This is a genomic window from Tenacibaculum caenipelagi, from assembly GCF_004363005.1.
GTDB lineage: Bacteria > Bacteroidota > Bacteroidia > Flavobacteriales > Flavobacteriaceae > Polaribacter > Polaribacter caenipelagi.
Genome location: NZ_SNYH01000002.1, coordinates 492,121 through 507,832, shown reverse-complemented (window position 1 = coordinate 507,832; position 15,712 = coordinate 492,121). Strand labels below are relative to the sequence as shown.

Annotated in this window: 11 protein-coding genes; 4 read left to right on the top strand and 7 right to left on the bottom strand. The window is 31.8% G+C overall.

Annotated elements, in window-relative coordinates; all coding sequences use genetic code 11:
- Positions 1-4 precede the first annotated feature (4 nt).
- The gene (locus DFQ07_RS05800) at positions 5-1,162 is read right to left on the bottom strand and encodes a homogentisate 1,2-dioxygenase (RefSeq protein WP_133535322.1); all 1,158 of its coding nucleotides are present in this window, start codon (positions 1,160-1,162) and stop codon (positions 5-7) included.
- Between the two features lie 359 nt (positions 1,163-1,521).
- On the opposite strand from DFQ07_RS05800, the gene DFQ07_RS05795 reads away from it, so the two are divergent.
- From DFQ07_RS05795 to DFQ07_RS05780, 4 genes are all read left to right on the top strand, one after another.
- On the top strand, positions 1,522-3,930 hold the full coding sequence (locus DFQ07_RS05795; protein ID WP_133535321.1) for a TonB-dependent receptor: 2,409 nt from the start codon (positions 1,522-1,524) through the stop codon (positions 3,928-3,930).
- 419 nt (positions 3,931-4,349) lie between these two features.
- A complete protein-coding gene (locus DFQ07_RS05790; protein WP_133535320.1) occupies positions 4,350-4,652 on the top strand; it encodes a hypothetical protein in 303 nt (100 codons plus the stop codon).
- On the top strand, positions 4,652-6,727 hold the full coding sequence (locus DFQ07_RS05785) for a PepSY-associated TM helix domain-containing protein (protein ID WP_133535319.1): 2,076 nt from the start codon (positions 4,652-4,654) through the stop codon (positions 6,725-6,727). The genes DFQ07_RS05790 and DFQ07_RS05785 overlap by 1 nt, the downstream gene beginning before the upstream one ends.
- A 111-nt stretch (positions 6,728-6,838) precedes the next feature.
- Complete coding sequence (locus DFQ07_RS05780) at positions 6,839-7,807, top strand: helix-turn-helix domain-containing protein (protein ID WP_133535318.1); 969 nt, start codon at positions 6,839-6,841, stop codon at positions 7,805-7,807.
- Here the strand turns inward: DFQ07_RS05780 and DFQ07_RS05775 are convergent.
- Genes DFQ07_RS05775 through DFQ07_RS05750 form a run of 6 tightly spaced genes read right to left on the bottom strand, consistent with a single transcriptional unit; the run spans position 7,779 to position 15,711 of the window.
- Positions 7,779-8,744: a sterol desaturase family protein gene (locus DFQ07_RS05775; RefSeq protein ID WP_208107674.1), complete on the bottom strand. Its 966-nt coding sequence runs from the start codon at positions 8,742-8,744 to the stop codon at positions 7,779-7,781. The two genes, DFQ07_RS05780 and DFQ07_RS05775, sit on opposite strands and share 29 nt — an antisense overlap.
- Before the next feature lie 2 nt (positions 8,745-8,746).
- Positions 8,747-9,775 carry an alpha/beta hydrolase gene (locus DFQ07_RS05770; RefSeq protein WP_133535317.1) on the bottom strand — a complete coding sequence of 343 codons (1,029 nt, stop codon included), beginning with the start codon at positions 9,773-9,775 and terminating at the stop codon, positions 8,747-8,749.
- A gap of 2 nt (positions 9,776-9,777) precedes the next feature.
- Positions 9,778-10,878: a heparan-alpha-glucosaminide N-acetyltransferase domain-containing protein gene (locus DFQ07_RS05765; RefSeq protein WP_133535316.1), complete on the bottom strand. Its 1,101-nt coding sequence runs from the start codon at positions 10,876-10,878 to the stop codon at positions 9,778-9,780.
- On the bottom strand, positions 10,879-12,711 hold the full coding sequence (locus DFQ07_RS05760) for an IucA/IucC family protein (protein ID WP_133535315.1): 1,833 nt from the start codon (positions 12,709-12,711) through the stop codon (positions 10,879-10,881).
- Positions 12,701-13,291, bottom strand: a complete 591-nt coding sequence (locus tag DFQ07_RS05755; RefSeq protein ID WP_133535314.1) for a GNAT family N-acetyltransferase — start codon at positions 13,289-13,291, stop codon at positions 12,701-12,703. Before DFQ07_RS05755 ends, DFQ07_RS05760 begins: the two co-directional genes overlap by 11 nt.
- 2 nt (positions 13,292-13,293) lie before the next feature.
- Positions 13,294-15,711, bottom strand: a complete 2,418-nt coding sequence (locus tag DFQ07_RS05750; RefSeq protein WP_133535313.1) for a GNAT family N-acetyltransferase — start codon at positions 15,709-15,711, stop codon at positions 13,294-13,296.
- Position 15,712 lies beyond the last annotated feature (1 nt).

Sequence of the window (15,712 nt, the reverse complement as noted above, 5' to 3'; positions counted from 1 at the left end):
GTTGTTATTCTAACCAAGATTTGTAATAATCTTCATCTGCTATTTTCATAGCTTCTTCAGTTACTTTTAATGGTTTAAAAGTATCTACCATTACCGCTAATTCTTCGGTTACTGTTTCTCCAATACTTCTTTCTGCAGCTCCTGGATGTGGTCCGTGAGGAATTCCTGCTGGGTGCAATGATATATGCCCTGGTTCAATGTCATTTCTACTCATGAAATCTCCATCAACATAATACAACACCTCATCAGAATCGATATTACTATGATTGTATGGTGCTGGAATTGCTTGCGGATGATAATCATACAAACGAGGCACAAAACTACAGATCACAAATGCATCGGTTTCAAATGTTTGATGTACTGGTGGTGGTTGGTGTATACGCCCTGTAATTGGCTCAAAATCGTGAATTGAAAATGCATATGGATAGTTGTATCCATCGTAGCCAACAACATCAAATGGATGTGTTGCATACACCATTTCAATAATTTCGTCTTGCTTTTTTACATTGATAACGAAATCTCCTTTTTCGTTATGAGTTTCTAACTCTTCTGGTCTGCGAATATCACGCTCACAAAACGGTGAATGCTCTAATAATTGCCCAAACCAGTTTCGGTATCTTTTTGGAGTGTATACTGGACGATACGATTCTACAATAAACAATCTGTTATCTTCTGTATCGAAATCCAATTTATAAATAATTCCGCGAGGAATTACTAAATAATCACCGTACTTGAAATCTAAATTACCTAGCATGGTACGTAATTTTCCTGTCCCTTTATGGATAAAAATCACCTCGTCTGCATCAGTATTTTTATAAAAATAATCTTTAGTCGATTCTTTAGGAGCTGCTAAAATGATATTACAATCGGAATTTGTAAGTACTACTTTCCTACTTTTTAAGTAATCATTTTCTGGTTGAACTTGAAATCCTCTAAAACGATACGATTGAATATTGTTTTCTTTAGCCACTTTTGGCGCAATTGAATATTGCTTACGGATTTCCTTCACCATTGTTGGTCTATATTCATGGTAACTGTTGGTTGACATCCCGTCAAAACCAATCGTACCAAATAATTGTTCGTAATATAAACTTCCGTCTTCTTTACGAAACTGAATATGTCGCTTGTGTGGAATTTTTCCTAATTTATGATAAAAAGGCATCTTTAATTAATTTGATAATTCAACAATGTGTTAATTTTGATAATTAACTTTTCTTCCTTGAGTCAATTCGTATTATATACAAAAGTGACTAAATTCAAAATCAATCAATAATAGCTACTCCGGATTCCGTTTTATCATGAATTTTAAATGCGCTAAAAGATCTTTCCAATGCATTTTAATAGGTTTTTAGTTGCGTTTTACAAATATACCAAATTTAAAAAGATGTTGATATCTCATTAAATTTCAAAATTTTAGTTTTTTTTATTTAAAATTAATCTAAATAAATTTTGATACTCAAACCCTCTGAGATACATTTGCGTAATTAAAACAATTTTTATTCAATCTAAATAAAACAAAAAATGAAAAGAATAATTACAACTTTTCTAATTCTATTCACAATAAATTTAATCGCTCAAAAAAAGCAATTAACAGGTGTTGTACAAGACAATAATGGGCTTCCTTTAGTTGGAGTCACTGTTATGTTCAAAAACACAAACAAAGGAACTCAAACAAATATTGATGGTTATTTTGAGGTTACCCAACCTTCAAAAGCAGCTCAACAAACTTTAGTTTTTTCTTATATTGGTTATAAAACCAAAACAATTACTATTAATGAAACTTCAAACAATTTAAAAATTATCCTTTTCGAAGGAAATGAACTTCTTAGTGAAGTAGTTGTTGACACAAACAGGAAGAATAAGTTTTCTAGAAAAGAAAGCGCTTATGTAGCTAAGTTACCTCTAAAAAACATTGAAAATGCGCAAGTATATAGCACAGTAACCAATCAGTTATTGGTTTCACAGTCTGTTACAAGTTTTGAGGAAGCGTTGAAAAACACTACTGGTGTTGAAAAATTATGGTCTTCAACTGGTAGAAGTGGAGATGGTGCTGGTTACTATTCTATTCGTGGTTTTTCTGTTCAACCTCAATTGGTAAATGGTGTTCCTGGAATTACAAATGGTTTTATAAACCCTGATAATGTAGAAAGAATTGAGGTTATAAAAGGCCCTTCTGCTACTTTATACGGAAGCACCGTAACATCATATGGAGGTTTAATTAATATTGTTACTAAGAAACCATATAAAGGAACTGGTGGAAACATTACTGTTGGTGGCGGTTCTTTTGGTTTTAAGAAATTAACTGTTGACCTTAATACTAACCTTGAAGAAAATGAAAACATCTCATTACGATTAAACGCGGGTTATCAAACACAAGATAGTTTTCAAGATGCTGGTTTTAGAAAGGCTTTATTCTTAGCTCCTGCTATTTCTTATAAAGTAAATAATAGATTGACATTAAATTTTAATTATGAATTATCATCTACAGATCAAACAAATCAAACTTTTCTGTTTTTAAATAGAGGAGCTCCTCTTACTTTTAAAAATTTAGCAGAACTAAATTATGACAGAAATAAATCGTTAACAAACGACGATATTTCTATTAAAAACCCTAACCAAAACTATAGAGGTGAGATTGCTTATAAAATTACAGATAACTGGTCTTCTCAAACAATTGTAGCTGGTAGTAACACAAAATCAAAAGGATATTATACTTACTTATATAATGTTCAAAATGATTTATTTGGATTATATGCTCAAAAAACAGACGCTTCTACTAATACGCTAAGTTTACAACAAAACTTTACAGGAGACTTTAAACTAGGTTCTGTTAGAAACAGAGTGGTGGTTGGTATTGACTATTTAGATTCACAAATTATAGACAATGGTTCTGGTTATCGTGGAATTAATGTTGTGAATCCACAAGGACAACTAATCCCAGTACCTCCAGCATTTGGTTTTGCTAATTTACCTACAACAAGAGCAAGTCTTGATAGCGTTTTAGCTAATGTTGATAGATCAAATTCTGATATAAATCAAAATGTTCTTAGTGGTTATATTTCTGATGTTGTAAACATCTTACCTCAACTATCTGTAATGGCAGGAGTTCGTTATGATAGATTTAATTATAAAGGTGATGCAAACGACCCAAGTGATGACGAAAAAGAATTTACTAAATCAACTTTTTCCCCAAAGTTCGGAATTGTTTACCAACCAATTTTAGATCAGCTATCAGTTTTTGCCAATTATCAAAATGGATTTTCTTACGTAAACCCTGAAAGAGTTCCTGTTGACATTTCAAATCCTAATGGAGCTACTAAAATCCAATCATATGACCTAGAACAAGCAAACCAACTAGAGTTTGGTATAAAAACCAATCTATTCAACAATAAACTAGAAACTTCTTTAAGCTATTATAGTATAACTGTAGAAGATAAAGTTATGGGGTTTGGAGCCAGTAAACAACAAGATGCTACAGTAAAAAGTAAAGGTTTTGAGTTAGAAGTAAACGCAAATCCTATTAACGGACTAAACTTACGTGGTGGTATTAGTTATAATGATGCTAAAGTTACAGAGTCAAAATCACGACCTGATTTAGTAGACAAACGTTTAGCTGAAGCAGGGCCTGAAACTTCTTATAATTTCTGGGCTGATTATAAGTTTCAAGATGGTATTGTTAAAAACCTAGGGTTAGGTTTTGGACTTAATGGTGCTAGTAAATACAACACTATGGTAGGGTACCCATCAGTAGGAGATTTTTACTTACCTGCCTATACTATTTTTAACGCTTCAATTTATTATGAAGTTGATAAATTTAGAATTAGTGTAAAAGGAAACAACTTAACAGACAAAGAATACTATACAGGGTGGAGTACTATAACACCTCAAGCTCCAAGAGCCTTTTTAGGTACTGTTAGTTATAAATTTTAAATATGAATAGCTATTTGAATTATTAAATGTTGCAAACACAAAACTCTGAATTTTTATGTTCAGGGTTTTGCTATTTCAATAAATCACTATGAAAACAATCATCTTTTTTTTTATTTTTATCGGATGCTATACCTTATATAACTCCTCCGAAAAAGCTTATTTATCTGATAGTTTTTCCTTGCAAAAATGGATTCAATCTAATAGATTTTTCACCAAAATAACTGGAGTAATCCTCTTACTTATAGGTTTATTCTTATCCATCGCATTTTTTGGACTTTCTGCAGGAATTATTACATGGATTGTGGCTACTTCACTTTTTTTAAGTCTTATCATTCTCATTACTCCTTTAAGAGTGATAAACCACGTCTCTTTAACTGTCTTATATATGTTAACCTTTTTAATAGAATTCTTCTTTTAATATGCCTGCTAATTCTAAATATTTAAACCAATCACCTTGGCAACAGTTTGCAAAAATATCTGCTGGTTTAATTGGTGGATATATCATAAGTGCCTTGCTACATTTATGTTTAGTCTTATGGTTACCCAACCCTAAAGAAGTACTCATTACTTCTATCTACACCATTTTTATTGTATGGGGAGCTTTGCTAATTGTTCCTTACTTGTTTAAAAATGGGTGGAAAGCTTGGATTTTATATATCATAATTTCAATAATCCTATATATAATCTACTACTTAGGAAACCAACAAAATCCGTTTGTATAATGAGTAACAGAAATTACAATGTGTTTTTCAATACACATACAGTTAGTGGTATTGTTATAAGTGTAGCCTTGTATGTGATTTTTTTCACGGGTGCCTTTGCGCTTTTTAAAGACGAAATTGAAGCCTGGGAAGATGGTAAGCATTCACAAAACATTGCTAGAGAAAACATTGATTATGATTTTTTATTAGAAAAGCTCTCAGAAAATCATCATCTAACGAGTAGAGACATTCGCTTTTACTTAGGGCATAAAAGTGACAACATCTATGTCTTAACTTCAGCAGCAAAAGACACAGTAAATATTCCTGATGAAGCTAAATATCAAAACTATCAGGCAATAAATATTCATACTGGTGAAACAGCATCTTATGTAGAAAAATATGGTTTAGGCGAATTTTTATACCGTTTACATTTCTTTACGCAAATCCCCACTATAGGAATTTATCTTGCTGGTTTTGTATCCTTATTCTTTTTATTTGCCATTGTTACTGGTGTGATTGTACATTGGAAAAAAATCGTCTCAAATTTTTATCAATTCAACCCAAAAGTTTCTTTAAAAAGGGTGTGGACAGATGCTCATACTGCATTAGGTATCATTGGACTTCCTTTTCAGTTTATGTACGCAGTTACAGCAACTTATTTTTGTTTAAGCTTGTTTGTTTTACTTCCTGCAAACTTTTTATACGGTGGAGATCAAGATAAACTAATGGAAGATTTACGTCCTGACCGTACATCATATGAGTGGATTGCTAAAACAGATAAAGAAATTCCTAGTGTAAACCAGTTTGTAAAAGAGAATGCCAACCGTTGGTCTCATTTTAATTCAAACTATGTTTTAATTAAAAACTATGGAGGTACCAACATGAAATATTGCTTGATTGGCGAACTGGATTATAAAGAACGTTTTTTAAGTTCTGGAATGATATTTTATGATTTCGAGACAGATGAAACTTCGATTGTAAGAAATCCTAATGAAAGTAAGTATACAGATGATATTCAACTTTCTGTAAGTCGCTTACATTATGGCAATTTTGGAGGTATTGCTGTAAAAATAATTTACTTTATTCTTGCGCTTATCACTTGTTTTGTAATTATTACTGGTGTACTCATATGGATAGAAGCTCGTAATAAGAAAAGTATGAGTTTAAAACAGCGTTTATACACAGCTAAAATAGGACATATATATCTTGCTATTTGTTTGTCTTTGTATCCTATTATTACTTTATTTTTCTTGGTAGTAAAACTTCTGCCAGAAAACTATCAAACCCAAAAAATGAGTATTTTATATACTTGGTTTTTTGTTATTTGGTTATTAGCTACCATTTACTTCAGGTTCAAGAGAAATAATTACTTTACTAATAAAATCACTCTTCTAACAGGAGCTATTCTTGGATTTTTAGTTCCAATTGCTAGTGGTATAGTTTCCAACAACTGGATTTGGAACACGTATAAGGCTAGACAATTTGATATCCTTACAATCGATTTATTATGGATAGGCATTTCAATTACTGCACTATTCATCTATTTTAAAATTAAACCAGAAGCAAAAGCCAAAAGTGCTTTTACAAAACATCCTATAGATTACAAAAATCGTAAGCAGTTGTTAGCAGAAGAAACTCAAAAAACAACTCAGGTTTTAAATACTGAAAAGAACAATCAATTATTAAAAAATAAAAACCACATACCTATGAGAACAAAAATTATAATACTTTGGATATTTTTAGCAATTGGCTGGATAGTTCACCACATTTACGGACTGTTCAATATATATTACAATGAAACCTTAGTAATGGAGGGTGCAACAGGTGAAGCTCCTTTTGCACATCATATATACCGTATACTATTTGAAGGAATGTGCTTACTTTTTGGTTTACTAACCATTGAGATTTCTAAAAAATGGTTTAAGATAATCTCACTAATTTGGGCAAGTATTGCTGGGTTATACAACGTATACCATTTATTTGAAGCCATTATGCATGAAGCGAGTAACATCTCTGAAATATTCATGCTTCTTTTAGTAGCTATAGCAAGTGTATTTTTAATCATTAATATTTACAAATGGATTAAAGACCACTAACTAAGTCATTAAAACCTTTTAAACACCGTGACACAAGTGACAAGATATTCAAAATAACCTTGTCACTTATTCCATCGGCTTATTCTTCATTTCCTAGTCCCCCTATATTTCATGGAAATTGCTATTGCCAACAGCGAAACACCAGAGTTAAAAAAAATATTGCAGCTACAAACTGAAAGTTTAGATTGCGGTATAAAGACCTCTATATTTACAATTAATCCCGCCTATGGTAAGGGGTTTGTTACTAGTTATTATTTTGATGGTCTATTAATTAATGTTATTAATGCTAGATTTAAAGAGGATTTTCTTTTTATATCAAATGATAACATAAGTATTTTAGAACTTTCTGTTTTAATTGAGGGAGAAAAAATTATCCGTGCTTCCAATTTCAAAAATGACCTTATCCTCGAAAAAAATGAAAGCTGTCTCTTATATAATAGCAATATAGACAATAAAACATTTTTTTATAGAGATAAGCCTATAAACGAGATTAAAATTAGAATGTATGATTATTTCATACAGAAACACCAAATGCAAGCTCTTTTGTCCAATGATAAAGCTCTTGGCTTAAAAAAAAAGGAAAATTTCACTCAACAGTTAACTTCTAATATGGAGAAAATTGTTACCGAAATACTCCTTAATTCACAAAAAGGGTTACTTAAACGTCTTTTTTTAGAATCAAAAATTTTAGAATTGCTACATCTGCAGTTAGCTGTTCGTACAGAAAAAACAAGCAGTTCTAATGAAAACATTCTTAAGAAAATATATAAGGTAGAAACTATACTTCAAACAAATCTACATGAACAAATATCCATACAACAACTTGCTCGTAAAGTATTATTGAATCAAAATGTTCTAAAAAATGAGTTTAAAAAATTGTTTAATGAAACTATTTTTAATTACGCTAAAAAATTAAGAATGGAGAAGGCTAAAAACTTATTAATCCACACTCAAAAACCTATTTATGAAGTAGCTGATATGGTAGGGTATAAAAATCCTACTCATTTTACAGCTGCTTTTAAAAAGTTTGAAAAAGTTACTCCTAAAGAGTTTAGAAAGACTTATTCTCATAACCTTTAAAACTAGGGTCTAAATTTAAACTCTCTTCTTTGTCATATTTATTTACCCAGGCATCATTTCTGTACTCTCTTGCCTTTCTCCCTCCATCAATGTGGTTCCAACCTGGAGGCATGAAAATATACTTTATCTTATCTATCAATCTTGGTGCTTTTTTAATGTCTATCCATAATTCTTTCCATAATAAAAACTGTACATGCCATATATTTTCGCTATTCAACTTGTCATGCATAATTCCATATTGAATTTTTTCATTCTCTAACTCTTTTTGAAAGGTTTTAAATAAACGATCCCAAATACTAAAGGTCTCGCCATAATTTCTATCTAAATAAATATGATTTTTAGCATGATGTACCCTGTGAACTGAAGGAGTAATTAATATCTTATCCAACCATTTTTGATTCCCAATAACTTTTTCATTTATATGTGTTAAAGTAGCATATAATCTTGCTATAGGCTCAATTACAAAAATCATTAATGGGTGAAATCCTATTATTGGAAGCCATATAAAATTGAACGGAGTAAAAAATACATCAAAGATTGACCCTCTTGCAACTACAGTTAAATTCATTTCTTCTGCAGTATGATGTACACCATGAATACACCATAAAACTCGAACTTTATGTCCTAATAAATGAATAAAAAACACTGTAAAGTCGTACAACAAGTAAGCTGTTATCCATATATACCATTGAAACCCCAAATTGAACAACTTATTTTCATATAACAAAAACATGGTGCCTACAATCAATACTTTTGACAATAGAAAATACGGAATACTTTGTACTAAATAAGATACAATACTAACCACACCTTCTTTATTTTTTTCTACATAACTTGTTACAATAAGAATTCCCCATTCAACTAACATTAAAACAAGTACTATTATACTCATATGTTCTAATTGACCTACAAGTGTTTTTATAGATGATAAATCCATTTTTAATTATTCTTATAAAAATTGTTCTTTAAAAAAGTACACACTTGTACTACAGCTGCTTTTGATGTTTCGGTTTCTCTCAAAGCATTTAGTACTATAAAATCATGTATTGTTCCTCCATATCTTGTTGAAACAACTGGTACTTTAGCCATTCTTAACTTTTTAGCATATGCTTCTCCTTCATCTCTTAGCACATCATATTCTGCCGTTATTAAAAGAGTTTTAGGCAAACCTTTAAGTTCTTCTAAACTAGTTTTTAAAGGAGCTACAGTTGTTAGTGATTGTGTACTTTTATCAGGAGCGTATACTTCCCAGAACCATTTCATAGTAGCCCTAGTTAAATAATGTCCTTTTGAAAATTGTTCGTATGATTTGGTGTTTAAATTAGTATCGGTTACAGGATACAACAACACTTGCCCAAGAATTTTAGGAACTCCTTCCTCTTTTGCCTTCATTGCTATAACTGTTGCCATATTTCCTCCTACACTGTCACCGCCAACTATAATTCTGTTTGAATCTAATCCATATCTTTTTCCATATTTCGATATAAATAAAGCTGCTGTATATCCTTCTTCATTTGCTACAGGATACTTTACTTCTGGTGCTCTTGAATATTCTACAAAAACCACTCCTACGTTTGCTTTTAAAGCAATGTCTCGCATTAAACGTTTGTGTGTTTCAAAGCTATTGAACACCCAACCTCCTCCATGAAAGTATATTAATGTAGGGAGTAATTTTTCTGCCTTTTTTGGCTTTATTATTACTGCGTTTATTTTTCGATTCCCTTCCTTAAAAATAGTTTTGGTAAAAGTAACTTTGTTATACGTTAGGGTTGAATCTTTTTGCATATTCTCCATCGCCAACCTTCCTACATCTAACGGTAAATTTTGCAATGGTGGACCTTGATAAGAATGGATAACCTCTAAAAATTCTTGAACAGCGAGGTCTAATCCATAGCTCCCTGCTAGTTTTGCTTGTGCTACGGATTTAAACTGTAATAAAACAACAATAATAACTAATAACTTCCTCATACTTATACCATTTGTTGTACTACTCTTGTTTTTTTACTTCTCTTAGCAACCTTGTATTTGTTAAATAGATACAATAATCCAAAAGTTCCTAAGTTTACAGCTAACATAATGGCTAAAACCATTGGTTCACTATAAGCCGAGAACTCCGAAAACACTAACAACCAGTAAATTAACACCCATTGTATGATATAAAAAGGAGTGACATTTTTACTGCAGTAAAAGAACAACTTACTTACATAATTGTTCTTAGGCAGATTTCGCTCTATTAAATAATACACCCAGAAAAGAACTAAAATACATCCCATTAACCCCATACTTCCTCCTGGACCTAAATGATAATAATCTCCAAAATGGTACTCATAATTATAATCACATAGTAACTTCCCTATTACGAGAAAAACGATACCGATATACAACATTGGTCTGAATAAAGATTTATCAGCGTTTTCAGATGCTTCCTGATATCTTAATCCTAGATATAACCCCATCAGAATAAAGGAAATCCACGGAAATAAAGGGAAGTATACATCAAAGTTATTACCCCAAATAAGATTTAAAACATAATCTACCCCAGGAATTCCTAGTTGAATACCACTTACTACTTTTGAAAGCCACATGACAACCAATGCAATAACTATAAGTATGTTTTTATTTTTAATTAAGAACTTAAACGATATACCTATTAAAAATAATGATATACCAATCAATTGAAACATATCTCCTTTTAAGAAGTAGTTTAGCATGCTATATGAATCACTTACTTGAAGCCCGCTTGCCTTTACAAAGCTTTCTGGGAAACCTCCAAAAAACAAAAGTGGCACTATAAATCTTAAGAAGTTTAAAATGTACCCTAAAGTAATAATGAATAACGCTTTTTTAAGAATTCCTTTTTTATTTGAGTTTCTTGAGAATGCAAATGAAATCCCCATTACAATAAGGAAAACAGGTGATCCTCTTTCTAATAACTGAGCTATATTTCCAGTTATCGAATTTTCCCAAGTATCCATACTTGAAAAAATCATCATCACATGCACTGGAATCATAACAAGAACACTAAACCCTCTTACAAAGTCTACAGCTCTTACTCTATTTTGTTTTTCCATTTAATTCTTTTTAAATTCTATATCTTTAGAGTAACTTTTTACTTCTACTTCTTTTTTAAATTTCGCTAATGGATTTTCTAAAGTTCCTTTCAGTTTTAAGCTCTCGATTGGATTAGCTAAACTCAACATTTGTTTTGTATTGCTTAATTGTAATCTATTTAAACAACAGCGATCAAACTCATCAACAAACAAATCATATCGTTTATATTTTTCTATAAACTCAGGATGCTCTTCCTGATACTCATACACACATTCTGCCACCAATTCCCAGAAGTTTTCTTCTGAAAAGTTTGCATAACTGTCTAATTGTTGTGCCATAAAACGGAAAAAGCAATCGAAAACATCTGTAAAAATGGTTAGCACTTTCATTTTATCAGAAGTTTTAGTAAACAATCTTTCAGCGTGTTCTGGTAAGTGTATTTCTTCATTAAAAACAATTACTTCTTCCGTAATGTCTTTCATTAAAACATGTACAGGAGTGCTTTCTTCTAATACTAGAATAAGATTTTCTCCGTGTGGCATAAACACAAATTCGTACTTATAGAAACAATGCAATAAAGGAGCTAAATAAGCTTTTAAATAACGTTGAACCCAAGTAGTAGTATTATAAGGTGATGCATCTATTAAAGCAGTCAACAATAATTTTTCTTGATAATCTACATGTAATAAAGCAGCCATGGTAAGCACACGTTGATTGGAGCTAATTTTTGTAAACGGACTCTCACGCCACAAGGTCGATAACATTTTATTATGCGGATTCGTTTTTCCTAAAACTTCGTAATAATGGTTGTGATATCCTACCGTTGCTACTTCACCTAACATGGTAAAACCATTATTTTGCAAATACGTATCGTCTACCAACAAATCTGTTATCCATTTTGTGATGTGTGGGGTGCTTTGCATATAATACGGAGATAATCCACGCATAAAGCCCATGTTTAAAATAGATAACGCTGTTTTAGTATATAGCTTTTCTGGATGTGATACGTTAAATAGTGTTCTGATAGATTGCTGTGCTGAAAATTCATCATCACTTTCCCCAACTAAAATGATGTTTTTCTGAGCAATATCAGCCCCAAAAACAGCTATAATTTTATTTTTCCATTGCCAAGGATGTACGGGCATAAAAATGTAATTTTCTAAGGCTACATTTTGCTTCTTTACAACTTCTTTAAATGAGATTAGTTTTTCTTCTCCTAATTCACTTTTTAAAAGTTTTTCATATTCATATCCTTTAACAGCTGTGTAGGTCGCATATTTCTTATGTACTGCGATCCATACTAGTTTAAAAGGATGATTGCTTTCTGGTGCATATGCATGATAATCATCAATATTGAATCCTATTCTACCATTATTTGCTACAAAACAGGGGTGACCTTCAGTCATCGCGTGTTCTATTTCTTGAAAACTTTTCTCTGCTAATTCATCTGCTGAAAATTTCTCATTTACATATTTATATGCTGCTCCTGAAAGTGTACTTGTTATTTCTTCTAAATAGGTTGCTAAAAACTCATTAGGAATACCTAACGTGTTCTGAAACTCTGTTATAAAATGCAATGCATCTAGATAAACTTCTTCTGAAGTACTATTCTTTTTGGTGATACTTTTCGCATCTACCAACCAGTGATCAAGCAAATATTTTTTTGCTTTAAATCGATAGATAAACTTATTATTATCAGAAGTTATTTGGTATGTACATTCATCCTCTTCTTCTGAAATAAATTCAGGAGTTAAAATAAGTTCGTGAGAGAATTCGCTAATTGCTTTTTTTATTAATTGACGATTTACAAACCTCCATACATCGGGTTGTAAATGTGCTATATTATTTGTCATGTTGTTCTAGTTTGGTTAAAGCTGATTGGTACATCTCTTTTGTACAAAAAGCTAGTGCAGCTTTTTTGTGTGGTAACTCAATTTCTTTTTGATATACAAAACCTGCTTTTTTATTTAGCGTATGAATCTTATCGTTGTTCACATCAGGCTCAACGACAATTCTTTCTATTTGTGGCAAACTGAAAAAATAATCGATAATAGTTGAAAATACATACCAAGTAAACTGTGGCATTCTTTTTTCCACTGGAGCTACTAAAACGTGCATTCCGTAATCATTTTCCTGTACATCGTAATAGTTTGCTATAATATCTTTTGATGCTTTGTATTGTTCCATCAAAAACACAGGAGTATCATTTAACATCCCTATATAACTATGATGATGTCGGCTATTTTCAATTTCTTGATATTCGGCACGTACTTCTTCTAAAGATTTTTCCAACATTCCCCAATATTTTGCATACGGTTTTGTTACCCAACTATGCAACATTGGTGGATCAATTTCTAATTGAAACGGACGAATGCTTATTACTCCCAATCCAGTTATTTCTTTGCTAAATACTTTTTGAAACGTTTGAACCATAATTATACTTCCTGAGTTTTAAATACTGCTATTGGATTGTCTAGTTTACCCACAAATTGTAGTAAGGCAACGGGGTCGTCTAAATCAATCATCTGCTTGTGATTGTTTAATTGCAGTCTATTTAAACACGAAAGTTTAAAGTCTTCAGCAAACAAATCATATTGTTCAAACTTCTTCAACAATTCTGGAAACTGCTCTTGATATTCATGAATATTTTCTGCTACTAATTTCCAAAAACGGTTCTCGCTATAACTTGCATGTTCTTCTAAAATTGGAGCTAAGAAACGGAAGAAACCATCAAACATATCTGTAAATATGGATAGTAATTTTACATCTTCTGGCACAGGAGCATACATTCTTTTTAACTCTTCTGGCAGCTCAACTTCCGGATTTAAAACACATGCTTCTTCAGTAATATCCTTTAGTAAAGCATATGCTGGAATGTTATTTTCTAATACCAAAATAATGTTTTCTCCATGTGGCATAAACACCAAATCGTAATAGTAAAAACAGTGCAATAAAGGACTTAAGTACGCTTTTAAATAACTACGTAGCCAGTTGTCTATTGAAATTCCAGAGTCTTTAATAATTTCTGGAAGTAATGCTTTTCCGTGATGATCTATATGTAATAATGCTGCCATCGTTAGTGGTTTTTGATTTTGTTTAACCACTGAATACGGGCTTTCTCTCCATAACGATGCTAACATTTTATTGTAATCGTTGTGCGGACCAAATTCTTCAAAATATGGATTCACATAGCTAACCGAACCTATTTCGCTCAACATTCTAAATCCGTTTTCCTTTATATACGCATCATTATACAACAGGTTTTCTAACCAAACTGCCATTTTAGGAGCAGTTCCTAAATAATACAATGGCAATCCTCTCATAAAGCCCATGTTTAGAATAGACAATGCCGATTTTGTATAAAATTTCTGTGGATTGGTTATATTGAATAAGGTTCTTATTGACTGTTGCGCTAAGTATTGGTCTGGTCCATATCCTAAACAAATTAAATCTCCTTTGGCAACTTCTGAAGCAAAAATTGTAGCTAGCTTGTTAAACCACTGCCATGGGTGAACAGGAATAAATAAATACTCTTTTGGACTAAAGCCTTTTTTTTCAATTATTTTATTGAATTGTGCTATAGTATCGGCATCTAACTCCTGATGTATTAAAGTTTCATAGGGCAATGCTTCTATCGCTGAAAAAACTGCTTTTGATGTATGTCCTGCCAACCATAATAACGAAAAAGAATTTCCTGCTTCTGGCGCATACGAACGATAATCGCTACTATCAAAACCTATTCTTCCATTATTTGCTACAAACCCTGGATGTCCTTCCGTCATAGATTGCTCTATGGTTTGAAAATCAGCTATCGCTAATGCTGCTGCTGTTGGATTGCCTTTAGTTATTTTAAATGCGCTTCCGTATAGTGTGTTTATAATTTCTTCTAAATACACAGGCATTTTTTCATCAACAATTCCTAATGCTTTTCTAAATTCTTTTATAAAAGCAATCGCATCGATTTCTTCTTCAACATCTTTTGCATATTTTTTTATAGAGTTTTCATCAATCATAAAATGATTTAAAGCCATTGGTTTTGCTTCAAACTCATATTGGATTTCAATATCATCTGCATAAACTTTATAAAGTTTATACCCTTTGTTTAGCTCTTGAATTATTTCTGGTTGAATTAATAGTTCATGTGAAAACTCGCACAGCGCTTTTTTCACCAATAATAGGTTCGCTTTTTGCCAAACCTCTGGTTGTATATGTTGGGTTGATTGTTGTGGAGAAACCACATTATCTAAGGTGTTCATGGCACTTCTTTTTGATGGTATAAAAGATTGTATTTGTTGTTGGTAATTGGTTTTGGTTAAAAATGCTAGTTGTGCTGTTTTGTTAGGTAATTCTATTACGCTTCCTAGTTGAAAACCTATGCGTTGACACAGTGCAAACATTTTTTTGTTTCGGATATCGGGTTCTACCACTATTCTGCTAATAGCAGGATTCGTAAAAACAAAATCCATAATAGACCGAAACATAAACCACGTAAAGTTTGGTGTTTTACTGGTTTTTGGTGGTGCTACAATAATATGCACACCACAGTCAGCCGTTTTAGCTTTATAAAAATTATGAATAACGTCTAGTTGCGGATTGTAACGCTCTAATACAAATGCAGGTTCGTCATCAAACATTCCTACAAAAACATCATAATGTTCTGGGGCTATAAGTTGGGTATATTCTTCTTCAACTTCTTTTACCGTTGCGTTTTGCATTCCCCAAAAAACAGCATACTCTTGTGTTACCCATTTTTGTAAAAAAACACTGTCGTTTTTTACTTGAAAAGGGCGAATGGTAATTCTTCCAAAATCTTTGTATTCTTTTGAAAAAGCTATGGTTTCTGTTGTTCTCATA

Coding starts and splice junctions, on each gene's coding strand:
- DFQ07_RS05800 (WP_133535322.1), bottom strand. CDS start 1,162: ATGCCTTTTTATCATAAATTAGGAAAAATTCCACACAAGCGACATATT.
- DFQ07_RS05795 (WP_133535321.1), top strand. CDS start 1,522: ATGAAAAGAATAATTACAACTTTTCTAATTCTATTCACAATAAATTTA.
- DFQ07_RS05790 (WP_133535320.1), top strand. CDS start 4,350: ATGCCTGCTAATTCTAAATATTTAAACCAATCACCTTGGCAACAGTTT.
- DFQ07_RS05785 (WP_133535319.1), top strand. CDS start 4,652: ATGAGTAACAGAAATTACAATGTGTTTTTCAATACACATACAGTTAGT.
- DFQ07_RS05780 (WP_133535318.1), top strand. CDS start 6,839: ATGGAAATTGCTATTGCCAACAGCGAAACACCAGAGTTAAAAAAAATA.
- DFQ07_RS05775 (WP_208107674.1), bottom strand. CDS start 8,744: ATGGATTTATCATCTATAAAAACACTTGTAGGTCAATTAGAACATATG.
- DFQ07_RS05770 (WP_133535317.1), bottom strand. CDS start 9,775: ATGAGGAAGTTATTAGTTATTATTGTTGTTTTATTACAGTTTAAATCC.
- DFQ07_RS05765 (WP_133535316.1), bottom strand. CDS start 10,878: ATGGAAAAACAAAATAGAGTAAGAGCTGTAGACTTTGTAAGAGGGTTT.
- DFQ07_RS05760 (WP_133535315.1), bottom strand. CDS start 12,711: ATGACAAATAATATAGCACATTTACAACCCGATGTATGGAGGTTTGTA.
- DFQ07_RS05755 (WP_133535314.1), bottom strand. CDS start 13,291: ATGGTTCAAACGTTTCAAAAAGTATTTAGCAAAGAAATAACTGGATTG.
- DFQ07_RS05750 (WP_133535313.1), bottom strand. CDS start 15,711: ATGAGAACAACAGAAACCATAGCTTTTTCAAAAGAATACAAAGATTTT.